Source organism: Devosia riboflavina (assembly GCF_000743575.1).
In the GTDB taxonomy this organism is placed as follows: domain Bacteria; phylum Pseudomonadota; class Alphaproteobacteria; order Rhizobiales; family Devosiaceae; genus Devosia; species Devosia riboflavina.
The window spans coordinates 32,579-47,388 of sequence record NZ_JQGC01000019.1 but is presented as its reverse complement, the minus strand read 5'-3'; the positions used below and the strand labels follow the sequence as shown (position 1 = coordinate 47,388).

At 61.7% G+C, this 14,810-nt stretch carries 13 protein-coding genes; 5 read left to right on the top strand and 8 right to left on the bottom strand.

Annotated elements, in window-relative coordinates:
- Nucleotides 1-8: 8 nt before the first annotated feature.
- From JP75_RS18080 to JP75_RS18065, 4 genes are all read left to right on the top strand, one after another.
- Nucleotides 9-1,019 (top strand): substrate-binding domain-containing protein, encoded by a 1,011-nt coding sequence (locus JP75_RS18080; RefSeq protein ID WP_051960890.1) that lies wholly within the window; start codon nt 9-11, stop codon nt 1,017-1,019.
- A 16-nt stretch (nt 1,020-1,035) separates the two neighbouring features.
- Entirely contained in the window at nt 1,036-1,788 is a 753-nt protein-coding gene (cnbZ, locus tag JP75_RS18075) for a 2-amino-5-chloromuconate deaminase CnbZ (protein ID WP_035085730.1), read from the top strand.
- Between the two features lie 94 nt (nt 1,789-1,882).
- Nucleotides 1,883-2,671, top strand: a complete 789-nt coding sequence (locus JP75_RS25480; protein ID WP_051960889.1) for a GntR family transcriptional regulator — start codon at nt 1,883-1,885, stop codon at nt 2,669-2,671.
- A 153-nt stretch (nt 2,672-2,824) separates the two neighbouring features.
- Nucleotides 2,825-3,673, top strand: a complete 849-nt coding sequence (locus tag JP75_RS18065) for a fumarylacetoacetate hydrolase family protein (protein WP_035085729.1) — start codon at nt 2,825-2,827, stop codon at nt 3,671-3,673.
- A gap of 315 nt (nt 3,674-3,988) precedes the next feature.
- Here JP75_RS18065 and JP75_RS18060 read toward each other — a convergent pair whose 3' ends face one another.
- The 8 genes from JP75_RS18060 to JP75_RS18025 form a co-directional block, all read right to left on the bottom strand.
- The gene (locus JP75_RS18060) at nt 3,989-6,247 is read right to left on the bottom strand and encodes a glycoside hydrolase family 95 protein (RefSeq protein WP_051960888.1); all 2,259 of its coding nucleotides are present in this window, start codon (nt 6,245-6,247) and stop codon (nt 3,989-3,991) included.
- A complete protein-coding gene (locus tag JP75_RS18055) occupies nt 6,247-7,302 on the bottom strand; it encodes an ABC transporter ATP-binding protein (protein WP_035085727.1) in 1,056 nt (351 codons plus the stop codon). The genes JP75_RS18060 and JP75_RS18055 overlap by 1 nt, the downstream gene beginning before the upstream one ends.
- A 24-nt stretch (nt 7,303-7,326) precedes the next feature.
- Nucleotides 7,327-8,358 carry a LacI family DNA-binding transcriptional regulator gene (locus tag JP75_RS18050; protein ID WP_035085726.1) on the bottom strand — a complete coding sequence of 344 codons (1,032 nt, stop codon included), beginning with the start codon at nt 8,356-8,358 and terminating at the stop codon, nt 7,327-7,329.
- A gap of 109 nt (nt 8,359-8,467) precedes the next feature.
- Entirely contained in the window at nt 8,468-10,495 is a 2,028-nt protein-coding gene (locus JP75_RS18045; RefSeq protein WP_035085724.1) for an alpha-amylase family protein, read from the bottom strand.
- Entirely contained in the window at nt 10,492-11,313 is an 822-nt protein-coding gene (locus JP75_RS18040) for a carbohydrate ABC transporter permease (protein WP_035085723.1), read from the bottom strand. Before JP75_RS18040 ends, JP75_RS18045 begins: the two co-directional genes overlap by 4 nt.
- On the bottom strand, nt 11,310-12,149 hold the full coding sequence (locus tag JP75_RS18035; RefSeq protein ID WP_244446351.1) for a carbohydrate ABC transporter permease: 840 nt from the start codon (nt 12,147-12,149) through the stop codon (nt 11,310-11,312). Before JP75_RS18035 ends, JP75_RS18040 begins: the two co-directional genes overlap by 4 nt.
- Before the next feature lie 122 nt (nt 12,150-12,271).
- Entirely contained in the window at nt 12,272-13,555 is a 1,284-nt protein-coding gene (locus JP75_RS18030; protein WP_035085721.1) for an ABC transporter substrate-binding protein, read from the bottom strand.
- Between the two features lie 328 nt (nt 13,556-13,883).
- A complete protein-coding gene (locus JP75_RS18025) occupies nt 13,884-14,309 on the bottom strand; it encodes a MerR family transcriptional regulator (protein WP_035085720.1) in 426 nt (141 codons plus the stop codon).
- A gap of 73 nt (nt 14,310-14,382) precedes the next feature.
- Here JP75_RS18025 and JP75_RS18020 point away from each other — a divergent pair, with 73 nt between their 5' ends.
- Nucleotides 14,383-14,754, top strand: coding sequence for a hypothetical protein (locus JP75_RS18020; protein WP_051960887.1), 372 nt, complete (start codon nt 14,383-14,385; stop codon nt 14,752-14,754).
- Nucleotides 14,755-14,810: the final 56 nt, after the last annotated feature.

Here is a 14,810-nt window from a genome sequence, read left to right as displayed (position 1 = left end):
AGGGGCGAATGGCGCGACGATTGACGTTTGGGCTGGGGCGGAATGACCGCACCCAGGCAATCATCGACGGGTCGGTCGCGCTGCCCGGCTGCGAGGCAGTCTTTGACAGCAGTCCACATGAGGAACTGTTTCGCGTCGCGCTCGACGAACAGCGCAATGACGTGACCGAGCTGTCACTGGCCAACTACGCCCTGCTGCACGCCGCCGGAGGCTGCGGATACCTGGCATTGCCGGTTTTCATCTCACGTATGTTCCGGCATGCGGCGATTTATGTCCGCACCGATCGCGGTATCGATGCGCCCGGCGATCTCAACGGCAAGACCCTCGGCCTGCGCGAATTCTCCAATACCGCCACGGTGACGGCGCGCGGGATGCTGAGCGACGACTATGGCGTCGACCACCAGAGCATTCTCTGGCGCTACGGCCGCATCAACCGGGGCGAAAAGGCCCCCATCGTGCGCCGCATTCCGTCCAATGCCAGCGCCCAGCCCATTGGCACCGACGACAACCTTTCCGACCTCTTGGCCGGAGGCGAGCTGGACGGCATCATTGCCTATGATCCACCGCAATGCTTCCTTGATGGACATGCCAAGGTCAGGCGGCTGTTTGCCGATCACGGGCGGGTGGAACGGAACTATTTTTCCCGGACGAGTATCTTTCCCGTCATGCACCTGCTGGTCATCCGCGAGTCGCTGGCCGCTGACGCGACTCTGTGCACGCAAATCTGCGACGCCTTCGAGGCCGCCAAGCAGCACGCCCTGCGGGAGTTGCACAGCACCCGCGCACTGCCGGTCATGCTGCCGTGGCTCGATGAAGCACTCGCGCAGACCGAAGCTACCCTTGGCGCCGACTACTGGCCCTACGGCGTCGACCCCAATCGCACCGCCCTCTCGGCCACCATGCGCTGGCTCCACGAGCAGCGGCTGATCGATGCGCCGCTCGACCCCGACCGGCTCTTCGTACCATCGACCCTGAGCTGGCAGCCGCAATCGGCCGCCGCCCATCAAACAGCACATTGAAGCAGGATATCTCACCATGACGGATGCAAAATCCTTCCCCAAGGGCGGCTATAGATATGCCAAGGGCGTGTTCCAGTATTCCGCCGGCGTTGCGGCCGAGCCCGGCTTCGAAATCGTGCGTGCGCGGTTCCTCAAGCCGGTCCCGCTCGAAGAGGGCTTTGCGCGCATCAAGAACCATCTCGAAAGTGCCGGCCGTCCGCTGACAGCCTTCGCCGCATGCGAGCTGCGTTCGCCAAAGCCATTCGACGAGCAGGGCTTTCTCGCTTTCAACAAGCGCTATGTCGAACCGCTGCACGCCTGGGGACTGATCGAAGGCGACGAAAATCCGGTCGCACGCAGCAATGTCTGCCCCATTGCCGACCCGCCGTCCGAGCCGAGCTTCCACGCCTTCAGCTATACTATTCCCTCAACACGCAAGGAGGGCACCTTCATCGTCGCCGGAGGCGCCGAGGCGCCTGAAGGAACGGCGTCCTATGAACAGCACACGGTGAGGCTGCGCGACCGTTCACCCGACGCGATCAGGGAAAAGGCGCAATGGGTGCTGGCCGAGGCCGAGCGCCGTATGGCATCGCTTGGCTTTGGCTGGAATGACTGCACGGCGACCCAGCTCTACACCGCCTACAACGTCCACCACATTCTCGAAGACGAGATTTGGCGCCGGGGCGCGGCAAGCGCGGGACTGACCTGGCAATATTGCCGGCCGCCGGTCGACGTCCTCGATTATGAAATGGATATGCGCGGAGTCAGTGTGGAATATGTGCTCTCCTGATCATCCCGGCTCCTGCGATTCCCACGCTCCGGATAGTAGCCCGGCCACCGATTCCGGCGCGTCCGACTTGACTTTGGCCGCCGCGAAAAGCCACATGAGCAGCGCTTCGCGCCAAATCGCGGTGAATCCACTGACAGCCAAAAAGAAAACCCCGGCTCAGCCCGCTGTCGCAGCGACGAAAACTGCACCGACGGGCGAAACCAGGACTGCCGCGAGTCGCGCGGCGGTGGTGGAGACCATTCGCGCGGCCATCATGGATGGCCGCCTTCCTGCCGGCGTAAAGCTGGGTGAGGGCGATCTGACCAAGGCGTTTTCGGTCACGCGCAATGTCGTGCGGGAAGCCTTGTCGGAACTCAAGCAACTCGGCTTCGTGTCGCTGGTGCCTAATCACGGCGCCTACGTCTCCCAGCCGACGCCCGAGGAAGTCAGCGACGTGTATGGCGCTCGCCGGATCATCGAGGCAGGTATCTTCACGGAGTTCGCACAGAATTGCACGGCGCGCGACATCCGCGCCTTGCGCGAGCATGTGCGACTTCAAGAAGAGGCCAACCGGCGCGGCGATCATCAGGAATTGCTGCGCCTGCTGGGCGAGTTCCATCTGCTTGTGGCACGACTCAACGGCAATGCAGTCCTGGCCGAAATCCTGGAACGGCTCATTGCGCGCACCAGCCTGATGACCATGCTCTACCAGGAATCGCATGGTCAGTGCGCCGTGGACGAGCACACCAGGCTGATCGAACTGCTGGCCGCAGGCGAGTCAGTGGAGGCCGCCGAATACCTGCAAGCGCATCTGCGCGGCAATAGCAGCAGGCTGACGCCCAAGCACACGGACGTCCAGGTGGATATCGTGCAAGTTTTCGCCACCAAAAAAAGCGCCGGCTAAGAGGCGACGCCGTCGAGTCCATCATTGGACCGTCGCGCCGGGCCAAATCCAAACCACACTGTGACCATCGGTGGTCATAGCTCCGTCACGCCGCTTGCTCGTCAGTCCGAGGCCGCGAGCCAAGCTGCCCGTTTGTCGAATATGGAGGACCACATGAAGTTGTGCCGATATGGAGAATTGGGTCAGGAACGGCCCGGAATGGTCGATGCAGGGGGGCAGTTGCGTGACCTCTCGTCGCTATGGGCCGACATCGACGGCTCAAAGCTCGCCCAGGATGAAATCGCCAAACTGCGCGACATTGACACGGCGGCCCTGCCCGTCGTGCCCGGATCGCCCCGCATGGGCGCACCGATATCGGGCATATCCAAGTTCATCTGCATCGGCCTCAACTACTCCGATCATGCAAAGGAATCGGGGTTGGCAGAACCGACTGAGCCCATAATCTTCCTCAAGGCCGTCAGCGCGATTTGCGGTCCGAACGACGATACGCTGAAGCCAAGGGATTCCACCAAGCTGGACTGGGAAGTCGAGCTCGGCATCGTTATCGGCACCAAGGCTCAGTATGTCTCCGAGAGGGACGCGCTCGACTATGTCGCCGGCTATTGCGTGATCAATGACGTCTCCGAACGCGCTTTCCAGATGCAATCGGCACAGTGGGACAAGGGTAAGGGCTGCGATACCTTCGGTCCCATCGGCCCATGGCTCGTCACAGCAGACGAGGTGCCCGACCCTCAGCAGTTGGACATGTGGCTCGACGTCAACGGCAAGCGCATGCAGCGGGGCAATACGCGCACCATGATCTTCGATGTGCGCACCATCGTTTCCTACTGCAGCCGCTACATGACCCTGATGCCGGGCGACATCATTGCCACCGGCACGCCGCCGGGCGTCGGCATGGGTATCAAGCCGGAACCGGTATGGCTGCAAGCCGGCGACGTTGTCACCCTCGGCATCGACGGCCTTGGCCAGCAGAGGCAAAACATCGTTTCCTGGAAGGGCTGACCGGTTGAGCTGTGGCCGGTCGCCTGCAGCGGAGAACGCGCCGACCGCGCAATACCGCTTAGTAGCCGGCCCAGTGTGCCTGCCGATGTGGACAACCTGAGGCTCTGCCAGATCACGCTCGTCAACGAGGCATCGATCAAGCGGACCAGGTTGTCCAGATTGCAGGGCAAACGTTCAACCTGCGCCGCCTTTCATGCACAGGCTGACACAGTGGCCTCGCCTAAAACCGCCCCAACGAAGCGGCAGCGCAGTCGCCACGCTGCAGGCCTTAGTCCGGACGTGCATAAACATCGCCCGGACCGTGGTTTATCCGCTTCAGGGCATCGCGAGAAAATTGTGAACCGCGTCGGCCCCTGACCTCAAATCCACTGGAATTGCCTGATGGCCAGCATGTATGCGGACGCTCCGGTCATTGTTGCTGCGGGCGCGCATCCAGGTCACGCGCCCATCCTCCCAGGCGAAGTCGAGTTCGACCCCGCCGCGGGCGCGGACGCCGCGTATCGCTCCTCGCGTCCAGCCTCGCGGCAGGGCGGGCAACAGCCAGATCTCGTCTTCGTTCGACTGCACCAGCATTTCGAGAATCCCGGCCGCGCCGCCGAAATTGCCGTCGATCTGGAAGGGCGGATGCGCATCGAAGAGATTATTGTAGCTGCGCGCTGGGCTGAGGAGCAGGTTGAGCACGGTCTTGGCGTGTTCGCCTTCGCGCAGGCGCGCCCAGAGATTGATGCGCCAGCCAATGCCCCAGCCAGTCGCTTCATCGCCGCGGATTTCGAGCGAGCGGCGTACGGCGACGGCAAGGTCGGGCGTCTTTTCGACCGAAATCTGGTTGCTGGGATAGAGCCCATAAAGATGCGAAACGTGCCGATGATGGATTTCGGGGACCTCCATGTCCCAATCTTCCATCCACTCCTGCAATTGCCCAGCTTTCCCAACGCGGTGCTCGGGGAGACGCGCATGGGCCGCAAGTGCCTGCGCAGCGAGATCAGCATCTTCGCCCAACTGTTCCGCCGCTTCAGCGAAGGCAGAGAGCAGATCACGAAGTATCTGGTTGTCCATGGTGGGGCCGGCGCAGAGTGAGGCGCCGTGCGGGTGGCGGTTTTCCGGCGAAATGGAAGGGTTGGTGACGAGATAGTTGGAGCCCGGCATGGGCACCAGGGTGTCCAGGGCAAAAAGGGTCGCGCCCTTGAGCGGGCCGTAGAGCCTGCGGACAAGATCGATCGGCCGGCCGGCGAAGCGGACATGGTCCCAAAGTTGCGCCATCAGCCAGGCGCCGCCCGTGGGCCACACGCCCCAGTAGGCGCCGTCAACCGGTCCGGTGGCGCGCCAGATATCGGTATTGTGGTGCATGACCCAGCCGCGGGCGCCATAATGGGCCTTCGCCATTTCGGCACCGGTGATGGCCAGTTCCTCGGCCATCTGCAGCACCGGTTCCACCATGTCGGGCAGGTTGGCTGGGTCGGGCAGCCAGTAGTTCATCTGTAGGTTGATATTGGCGGTATATTTGCTGCCCCAAGGCGGCCGCGTGTCCTTGTTCCAGATGCCCTGCAGCGTCGAAGGCTGTGTGCCCGGGCGGCTCGAGGAAATCATCAGGTAGCGGGCATATTGCACATAGAGGGCGGCGAGATCGGGATCGTCGCCGGTGGCGAAATTGGAAATGCGCTCGTCGGTCGGCAGATCACTGCGTCCCTCGCCGAGGTCGATATCGAGGCGATCGAATTGGGCGCGATGTGCTGCGATGTGGCGCAAGAGGAGCGCGTCGAAATCGAGCGCATCATACCGTTTGCGTCCGGCTGCAAGGCGAGCGTCCGGGTCGCCGGAAACGTCGTCAAAACGGACGAAACTGGTGGCGATGTCGACGAGGATAAGCGCCTTGGTCGCGTCGCGCACGACGAGGCGACGGCCACGCCGCTCGACGCTGCCGCCTTCTATCCGCAGATGCGTGTCGATGCCAAAGGTTAGTTGGCCCTCGATGCCGTGCTTGCCGAAATTGTGTCCGCGATAGCTCAGCGTTTGGGCGTTGCTGCCGATCAGATCGCCCGGCTGCGGGCTGTCGAGCCAGAGTTCAAAATCGAGTTTCCCTGGAAGCGAGCATTGAAGCTGGAGCACGAGAACATCGTCGGCGGCCGAGGAGAAGGCCGTGCGGGTAAACACCGGCGCATCGGGATCAAGCCCTGAGCCAAGCAGGGTGTATTGCGTCGTCGTCACGGCCGTCGTGATATCAAGCTTGCGCTCATAACTCCCGGGCACGGCTTCATGCCGAAAATCGACAAAGAGATTGCCAGCGGGCTGGTAGCTCATTTGCAGGTATGGCTTGGCCATGAGATGCGCCTGCGCGATGTCGTGCGCTTCTTTGTAGCGCCTGGCAAAGATATGCTCGCGCACTTTGGCAAGGTTCGGCAGCGCTTCGGGATTCGTCGGCTGATAGGGGCCGCCGGACCAGAGCGTTGACTCGTTGAGCTGCAATTCCTCGCGGCCGACGCCGCCATGCACCATGGCGCCGAGGCGGCCATTGCCTAAGGGGAGAGCGTCCGTCCACTCGGTGGCCGGTTGGCGATACCAGAGAATGTTTGTCATCAGATGTTCCGCAGACGCGTGCCAGAAGTGGAGAAAAACATGGCCCGCTCGGGCCTTATGCCGAAGGAAATGGTGTCGCCGGCCTTGAGGCCCAGCCGCTCGCGCGCCTCGATGACGACGCTTTCGCCGGAAGAAAGCGTGCCATAGACAAAGCGCGTGCCGCCGAGATTTTCGACGACGTCGACAGTGACGGCAATATCGGCAGCCCCCTGCCCCGCCTCGACGAAGTGCTCGGGACGCACCCCGACCAGCACCTTGTCTTCCGTGCCGGTGGCCGGCAGCGCGCCGCCGCTTTCGAGTTTTACCTGACCGCCGCCCAGCGTGCCGCGCAGAAAATTCATGCGTGGGGAGCCGATAAAGCCGGCAACGAAGAGATTGTCGGGATTGTCGTAGAGCTCTTCGGGCGTCCCTGCCTGTTCGATCTTGCCGGCGCGCATGACAACGATTTTGTCGGCCAGCGTCATGGCCTCGGTCTGATCATGCGTCACATAGATCATGGTCGAGCCGAGCTGATTGTGCAGCTTGGCGATTTCGACGCGCATGGAGACACGCAGCTCGGCATCAAGATTGGACAGCGGTTCGTCGAACAAAAAGACTTCGGGATCGCGAACGATGGCGCGGCCAATGGCAACACGCTGGCGCTGGCCGCCCGAAAGCTGGCCGGGCTTGCGCTTGAGCAGAGGTTCGATCTGCAGCGTCTTTGCCGCCACCGCGACACGCGACGCAATCTCGTCCTTGGTCAGCCCCGCCATGCGCAGCGAAAAGCCGATATTTTGCTCCACCGTCATATGCGGGTAGAGCGCGTAATTCTGAAACACCATGGCGACGCCGCGCTCGATCGGGTCGGCCTGGTTCATGGTCTTGCCGTCTATTTGCAGCGTGCCTTTGGTGATGGGCTCAAGGCCGGCGATCATGCGCAGGAGGGTGGATTTGCCACATCCGGAGGGGCCGACGAAAACGGTGAATGAGCCATCCTCGATCTGCAAATTGAGGCCCTCGATGACCTCCAGGCTCCCGTAGGATTTGCTGACTTCACTCAGCGCAACATTTGCCATTCTCGCCTCCTCCAGGCGGGCCCTCTACCGTCGCAGGCGACGGGTCGAGCCTCTCAAGGTTATTTCCGCATCGATGCGCATGGTTCTCTTGCCAAGCGCGCCATTGGGGCCCAGCCGCTCGGTCAGAATGGACACGATGGCCTCGGCCATCTTGTCGACCGGCTGGCCGACGGCGGTAATGCCGGGGCTGTGGACAGAGAAGGCCGGCACATCGTCAAAGCTCACCAGCGAAATGTCTTCGGGTATGGAAACATCGTGCTCGCGCAGCCAGCGCAGCGCGCCAATGCTCATATTGTAGTTGGCGCCGAACACGGCCGTCGGTGGATTGGGCAATGCCATCAGGTCGCCCATGCAGGTATAGCCGCGATATTCATTCCAGCCGGCATCGACGACCAGCTCGGGATGCTCCGGTACGCCATGAGCCTTGAGGGCATCCCGATAGCCTTCGAGGCGGTCGCGGGCGACGGAGTCCCTGAGATTGCCATGAATGATGGCGACCCGCTCGTGCCCGAGGTCGAGCACGTGGTCGACAAGGCGTTTGCTGGCGCGGCGGTTTTCGACGAAGACCCGGTCGGCCGAGAGTTCGGGCAGGTCATTGTCGTAGAGAACCACCAGCATGCCTTCGGCGATATAGGGCGCGAGACGCTGGCGCAGGTCTTCATTGCCGTCCATCACCACGGCATCGACACGATGCCCGGCGAAAAATTCGAGCCCTTCCATGAAGGAGGTCGGCTCGGTGTCGTGGCAATAGCAGAGCACGGCGCGGCCGGTCTGGCGCATCCGCCGCGTCAACCGGTCGAGCAGCGCCGCGTGGAATTCGCCCACGGCCGGCACCAGGAGGCCCACGATATGGGTCGTATTGGTTTTCATCGACGCCGCAGCGCTGTTGCGGCGATAGCCCAACTCGTCGATCACCTGGGCGATGCGGTCCCGATTGCCGCCGCGGATCGGCTGGCCGTTGAGATAGCGCGAGACCGTGCCGACGGCGACTCCGGCTGCCCGGGCGACATCGATAATGGTGGCCGGGCGGGCCCTGGTGATCACTTGGTCGGTCATTTTCTTGTTCCTTGGTGAAAACGCCCGAGAGACATGCGTCGGGCGCCTTCTGCTTGCATAGTCCGGCTTTGGCCGGCTTGCCAATGCAAGTGGCCAAAGCGGCAATGCGCTAGGCATTCTGTTCGAACACCACGGCGGCATGGATTCGCAGCGATGGCAGCGTCACGCCATACTGGCCGTCACCGAAATCGGTCACCTCCAGCGGCTCGCCGGACACGGCCTCATAGGCCCGCTTCGGAGCGTTGGGCAGCCGCACCTTGGCGCTGACCGGGCCGATGGCCGGAATGTCCTCGATCATCTCCATGACGCGAACACCGTCGCGGTTGGGCACGGCATTGCCGCGCACCTGCGGCGCGCCATAGAGCATATGCAGCACATGCCGCCCGCGCGCTTCCTGCCGGGTCAGCGAGGCGCGCCCGGAGCTCGGGAGATCGGTCGTCAGCGCCGGATCGGGCAATAGGCGATCCAGCAGACCACGGATGATGTAGCGATAGAGCGGCTGCCCCATGGCCCGATAGATCGAGAAGATCGGATAGGCGACGTAAGCGACGCCTGCATTGATGGTGACCCCAGCCCCGAGCGGGGCCGCCGCCACATCGTCGGGCGCATGCGCGTGCGACGAAAAATGCTTGTAGCTGCGGTTGAAATAGGGCGGCACGACCTCGGCCAGAACCTCGGCACCTTCCGCCACGATCGCTTGCGCCCGTCCATAGACGACGAAGGGCGAGGCAGTCATCGATTTGTCGAGCTTGGAACTCGCCCGCAGATAGGACGGATCGAAATCCACCGGCCCCACATTGCGAATGCCGGCAGGCACCGCAAATGAGCCATCGTCCTGCAGCGCCGAAATCCCGCTCAGCAACAGCTTGCCGCCGCCGCGCACATAGGCATTGAGGCGCTCGGTCAGTTCATCCTCAACCGGCACTTCGTCAGGCAGGATGATGACGCGATACTTCGAAAAATCCGCCGAGGGGTCGATGACGTCGAACGGCCGCTGCAATTCCTGCAGCATCTGCGCCGCGCCATCGTCGGCATTGTTGTTGCGATCGCCGGCATGGTGGAAATACTCGGCTGAGAGAATGGCCACTTCCGAGACCTGTCTGGCGTCCTCGAGATAGGGCTCGAGCTTTTCTATACGGGCATAGGCCGGTCCGATCGACGCATAGGTATCGGGGTTGATTGCACCGCTCGGATGCAATTGGTCACCCACAAGGCATTTCGAGCCCAGCGCCACCATTTGCGCCGCTTCAAACTCAAGCGCGTCGGGATGCTTGAAGCCGCCGAATTCGCCCCATGACGTATGGAATTTGCCCGTATGGGCGACGAAATCGAGCCCGAGTGTCGCCGCATAGCGCGCGCTGGCCGGGAAGTGGTTGTAGCCCCAACCACCCGTCGGCAGGCTTTCGAGTTCGAGGTGGCTGTAAGGCGCAAAGCGCTCCGGCCCCTGCTTATGGATATGGCCGCAATTGTAAAAGACGCGCAGGCCCGGGAATTCGGCATTGAGCGCCGCGCTCATTTCTGTGCGGAACCGCTCGTTGACCCACTCGTCCTTGGTCAGGCGATCGGCATGGATTTCGGGATCGAGATCCATCGCATCCATTGTCTGCAAACACTCCTCGCAGACGCAGTCCGGCGCGAGGACGATGTCGAAGAAGATGCCGGGCGTCGCATAGGTGCTGGCGACTTCGCGTGCCATTTCCAAGAGTTCGTCGCGATAGGCCTTGTGGTTGAGGCAGAGCGTGTGCCAGCCGGCCTTGAGCTGGCTCGGGTCGAAGCGATTGTCGGTTGCCGAACGCACCCGCCATTCCGGATGCAGCCGCGCATTGCGCTCGTCCCACTGCACGGTGATGTAGATCGGGCATTCGATATCGGCGGCATTGAGCGAATCGACCATTTCGCCGAGGAGGTCCGGCCGCGAGAGGTTCGGATGTGGCGCGCCGGCCTTGGTCGGATAATAGGCCCAGCCATGATGGCATTTGGCAAAGACGGTAATGGAATCGACATGCGCCTTCTTCAGCGTTGCGACGAAATCTGCCGCGTCGAAATCCTTGCCGATATCCGGGATGTGCTCGGACGTATGAAAATCCAAATGAATCTGGCGATAGCGCAGCGGCTTGTTGGTACGGGTTTTGGTCACTCTTTGGCCCCTGTGCGGGTCTGCGACCCGGCGGCAAATTGACGTTGGAAGATGACGAAGACGATGAGCGGGACGATGGTGGTGACGATGGCCGCCACGCTCCGCAGGTCCCAATTGCTCTCATAGGTGCCGGCCACTTTGGTCAGCAGCACCGGCAGCGGCTGCATGCTCCTGAGGTACAGCATCGGCAGCAGCAGGGCATTCCAGGTCCAGAGGAACTGCAACACGCCCACGGCAAAGATCGGGCTTGTGGCATTGGGCAGCACCACATGGCGCAGGGTCGAGATCGGGCCACAGCCGTCGATCTTGGCGGCCTCGATGAGTTCCTTCGGAAAATCCTCGAGGAAATTCTTCACGAGGAAGATCGACCAGGCAAAGCTCAGCCCAATGTAGGGGATGAGAACCGCCGCGATGTTGTCGATCAGTTTGAGATCCCGCCACAGCGTGAAGAGCGGAATGACCACCACCTGTTGCGGCAGCACGAAGGCGTTGATGATGAGGATCAGCAACAGCCGCCGGAACGGAAATTTCAGGAAGTGGAAGGCATAGGCCGCCACCGGTGCCAGCAGCATGGTGCCGAGGGTTGCCAGCGCCGCCAGCATGCCGGTGAACCAGAAGGCCTGGGCCAGCGGATATTCATCCCACACCCTGATCCAGGCGCTGAAGGTGATGCTGAACGTGTCGAGCCGCCACCAGCCGAGCGCCACTTCGCTGGGCGGGCGCAGCGAGGTCACGACGATTCCCAGCACCGGAATGATCCAGATGGTCGCGATCACGCCGACGAGGATCACCGTCCACCAGTGAATGCGCCCGATCATTTGGCACCTGCCGTACGCTGGATGATGGCGGGGATGGAGATCACGAGCACGGCCACGAGCAGCACCACGGTCGCGGCGGCGCCATAGCCCAGTTTGAACTGGGTCATGGACTCTCGATACATGAAGTAGCCCACGGTTTCCGTCGCGCGGACGGGACCGCCGCCGGTCATCACATAGATGATGTCGAAGGCCCTGAGCGCTCCGAGGAGGTTAATGAAGATCGCGACACGCACACCCGGCAGCGACAGCGGCATCATGATGTGCCGCATGATCGAGGTCGGCTTGGCGCCATCCATATAGGCGGCCTCAAGCACAGTTTTGGGAATGGACTGCACGGCAGCAAAGCACAACATCAGCGGAAGGCCGACCCCGCTCCATGAGGCGACGAAGATCAGCGCCCAGAGCGCGGTATTCGGGTCGCCAAGCCATGAATGGGCATAGCCGGGCACGAAAATGCCGATGACGGCATTGAGGAGGCCCGCTTTGTCGGGGCGCAGGATGTTGAGCCACATATAGCCCGACACGGCTTCGGAAATGCCGAAGGTCACGAACATCATGCCGCGGAACGGGGTCGTATGCACCGGCGCGAAGGCGCAGAGCATGGCCAGAACCCAGCCGAGACTGACCGAAATCACCGTCGTCCCGAGCGTGAAGATCAGCGTGGTAAGCAGCGTGTTGCGGAAGGTCGCGTCATTGAACAGCGTGACATAGTTGCCGATGCCGACCCATTTGGCCGGCGCCAGGCCTTTTATGTCGAAGAACGACAGGCGAATGGTGTCGATCAGCGGATAGACAACTGAAATACCGAAAAGAATGATGACGGGCGCGATGAGCAACCAGGCCGCCGGCGCCTCCTTGATGCGCCAGCCGCGGGTGGTGGGCAGCCGAAGCTGTCCACCCCCAGCGCGGGAGGGAACTCCCGACCGGTCTGTCACTGTTTCTGCGACAGACCGGATCATCAGTAGGCCGTCGCTGCCTTGGCCTCGATAGCGGCCAGGACTTCGTCGACAGTGGCTTCAGTCGGGTTCTGCAGGAATTTCTGCAACTGCACGCGATATTCGTCGACGAGATCACCCGGCAAGAGATCGCCAAGCACGAACTGCACCTTCGAGCTCGACACCGCCCCGGTCGCGATCTGTTGCACCGGACCAAGCAGCGAACCATCCATCGCCGTGCTCGGCGAAGCGTAGCCGTAGTTGGCCATGATATTGGAGGCTTCCGGGCCGACGATGAAGTCGAGGAAAGCATCCGCCGCCGCCGGATTGGCGCCATTGGTCGTGACGTTCAATTCCTTGGCGTCGACGCTCGATGTATCGTCAAAGCCCATGCCGAGGCTCGGGAACTGGAAGATCGAATAGTCGACGCCTTCTTCAAGCGCGAGATCGTTCTTCAGCGCCGAATTGGTCCACATGCCGAAGAGCAGATAGCTCGAATCTTCGGACGTATAGAGCGTCGGATAAGGCTGCTCGATGGCCAGCATGGTTGCTGGGTCGGCGCAGCACCCGGCCTGTAGCATTTCGGCATATTTCATCAGCGCCGTTTTGACCTTGGGATCGGTCCACGGAATCTGATGTGCGGCCAACTGGGCCGCAGCCTCGACGCCGGCCGTACGTAGCAGCAGCGTTTCGAACCATTCGGTATGAGCCCAGTATTTTGCCGGGATCACGACGGGAGCGGGATAGCCAGCGGCTTTCAGCTTGTCGAAGCTTGCCAGAAACTCTTCCCAGGTCGCGGGCGGCGTAATACCGGCCTTTTCGAGCTGGGCGGTTTTGTACCAGATCGCCGAGCGGTCGCCGTAGGTATAGGTGATGCCATAGGTCGTGCCGTCGATCGAACCGAGATCGCGCCAGGACTGGCTCAGCTTGTCGTCCCAGCCAAAGCTCGCCCACTGGTCGTCGATGGGCCTGAGGATGCCGGAATTGACGAGTTCGGCGCGGAAAGCGGGCCAGGTGTTGATGATGATATCGACCACCTCGCCACCGAGCAGTGCCGTGCGCATGCCGCCGCGCGCATCGCCCTGGCCACCGGCCGGCTGGAATTCGCGAACGGTGACGCCCGGATGCAGTTCCATGAATTTGGCCTCGACGTCTTTCCACATCTGGCCATCGGTACCGGTCTGCCACTGCAGGATAACGAGCTCGCCACTGAGATCCTGAGCGAGGACGGATGGGCTGACCCCGGCAAGAGCTGCGAGCATGACGCCGGCCATGACGGTACGGCGCCGCAAAGTGCGGTTGAACATGATTTTCTCCTCCCTTGACGCGGCTGTATCGCCGCTTCCGTCAAGTAAGTTGAAACGTTATCAACTACGACCAACTTTGCAATAGGAATTTGACGTGTGGCTCGAAGCCAAAGGGAAGCCGGTTTGGGGCACGGCAAATTCACAAGGTGCAAAGCGTGTTTGTAAAAGACGCGGACTTACGGCGAAGGAATGAGCCGCTTTAGGCCCAATCCAGTCCTAGGATGTCTCGAAAGAAATTCCTTGGTCCCGTTACGATCCGCCGTCGCACTGGCCATCTTGGGACAGAGTGCGAGCGATCCGCAAAACGGCAGGTCGGCAACGGGAGGGGTTAGCAGCGCCTACCGGTACGCAGATCCTCGAACACCACGCAGTCTCGCCCGGGCCCGCCCGCACAGGTGGTGTCGCACTGCTCCGCGAATGCTTCTAGGTTCGCCTCGAGCGCTTTTAGCTCGGCAAGCTTCTCCCGGACCTGGCCGAGATGAGTGTGCGCCATGTCGCGCACTTGGCTGCAATCCTTTTCGGCGCTGATCGACAACCCGGCAAGAACACGAACTTGATCGATGGAAAAACCAAAGTCGCGGCAGCGTCGAATGAAAGTGAGGCGTCCGAGTTCGCTTTCGGCATATATTCGCTGACCAGCGGCGCTGCGTCCGGCCTTCGGCAAAAGACCAATCTCTTCGTAGTAGCGGATTGTCGGGGTTGTTACGCCCGCTGCCCTGGCAAGCTGACCAATGGTGAGCACGGGAACGTCCATCGCGAAGGCCTCCTATTGCTCTTCAAGTTACTTGAAGGATTATCTTGCTGTCCATCATCGAAAGGAGATGGACATGATGACCGCATCTGCCTGCTGCGACACCTGTTTCACCGGGGACAACGACACCACGCTGCCGATCGCCTGTACTCTTGAGGCGGACGACTTCAAGGAGCGCGTCACCGGCATCCGCGCGCTTGCCGCCCGCTCGCTTCGCAGCAGTCGTCGCGAACCACTTCAGCTCATTCTCGTCTACGCACCAGAGGCCCTTACCGAGGTCCAGGACCTAGTGGCAAAGGAATCGAATTGCTGCAGTTTCATGGACTTCGACCTGCAGCACGATGCTCAGGCCGTTCGGCTGACGATTACCGCACCAATTGAGGCACTGGCCGCTGCTGACGAGCTTTTCGCCCATTTCGCTCCGGCGCTGGCGAGGGAAGTCGCATGAACTCAGCAGCCAAGAAGGGGATCGTCGCGACCGCCGGCCTGACCGCGGCATGCGCC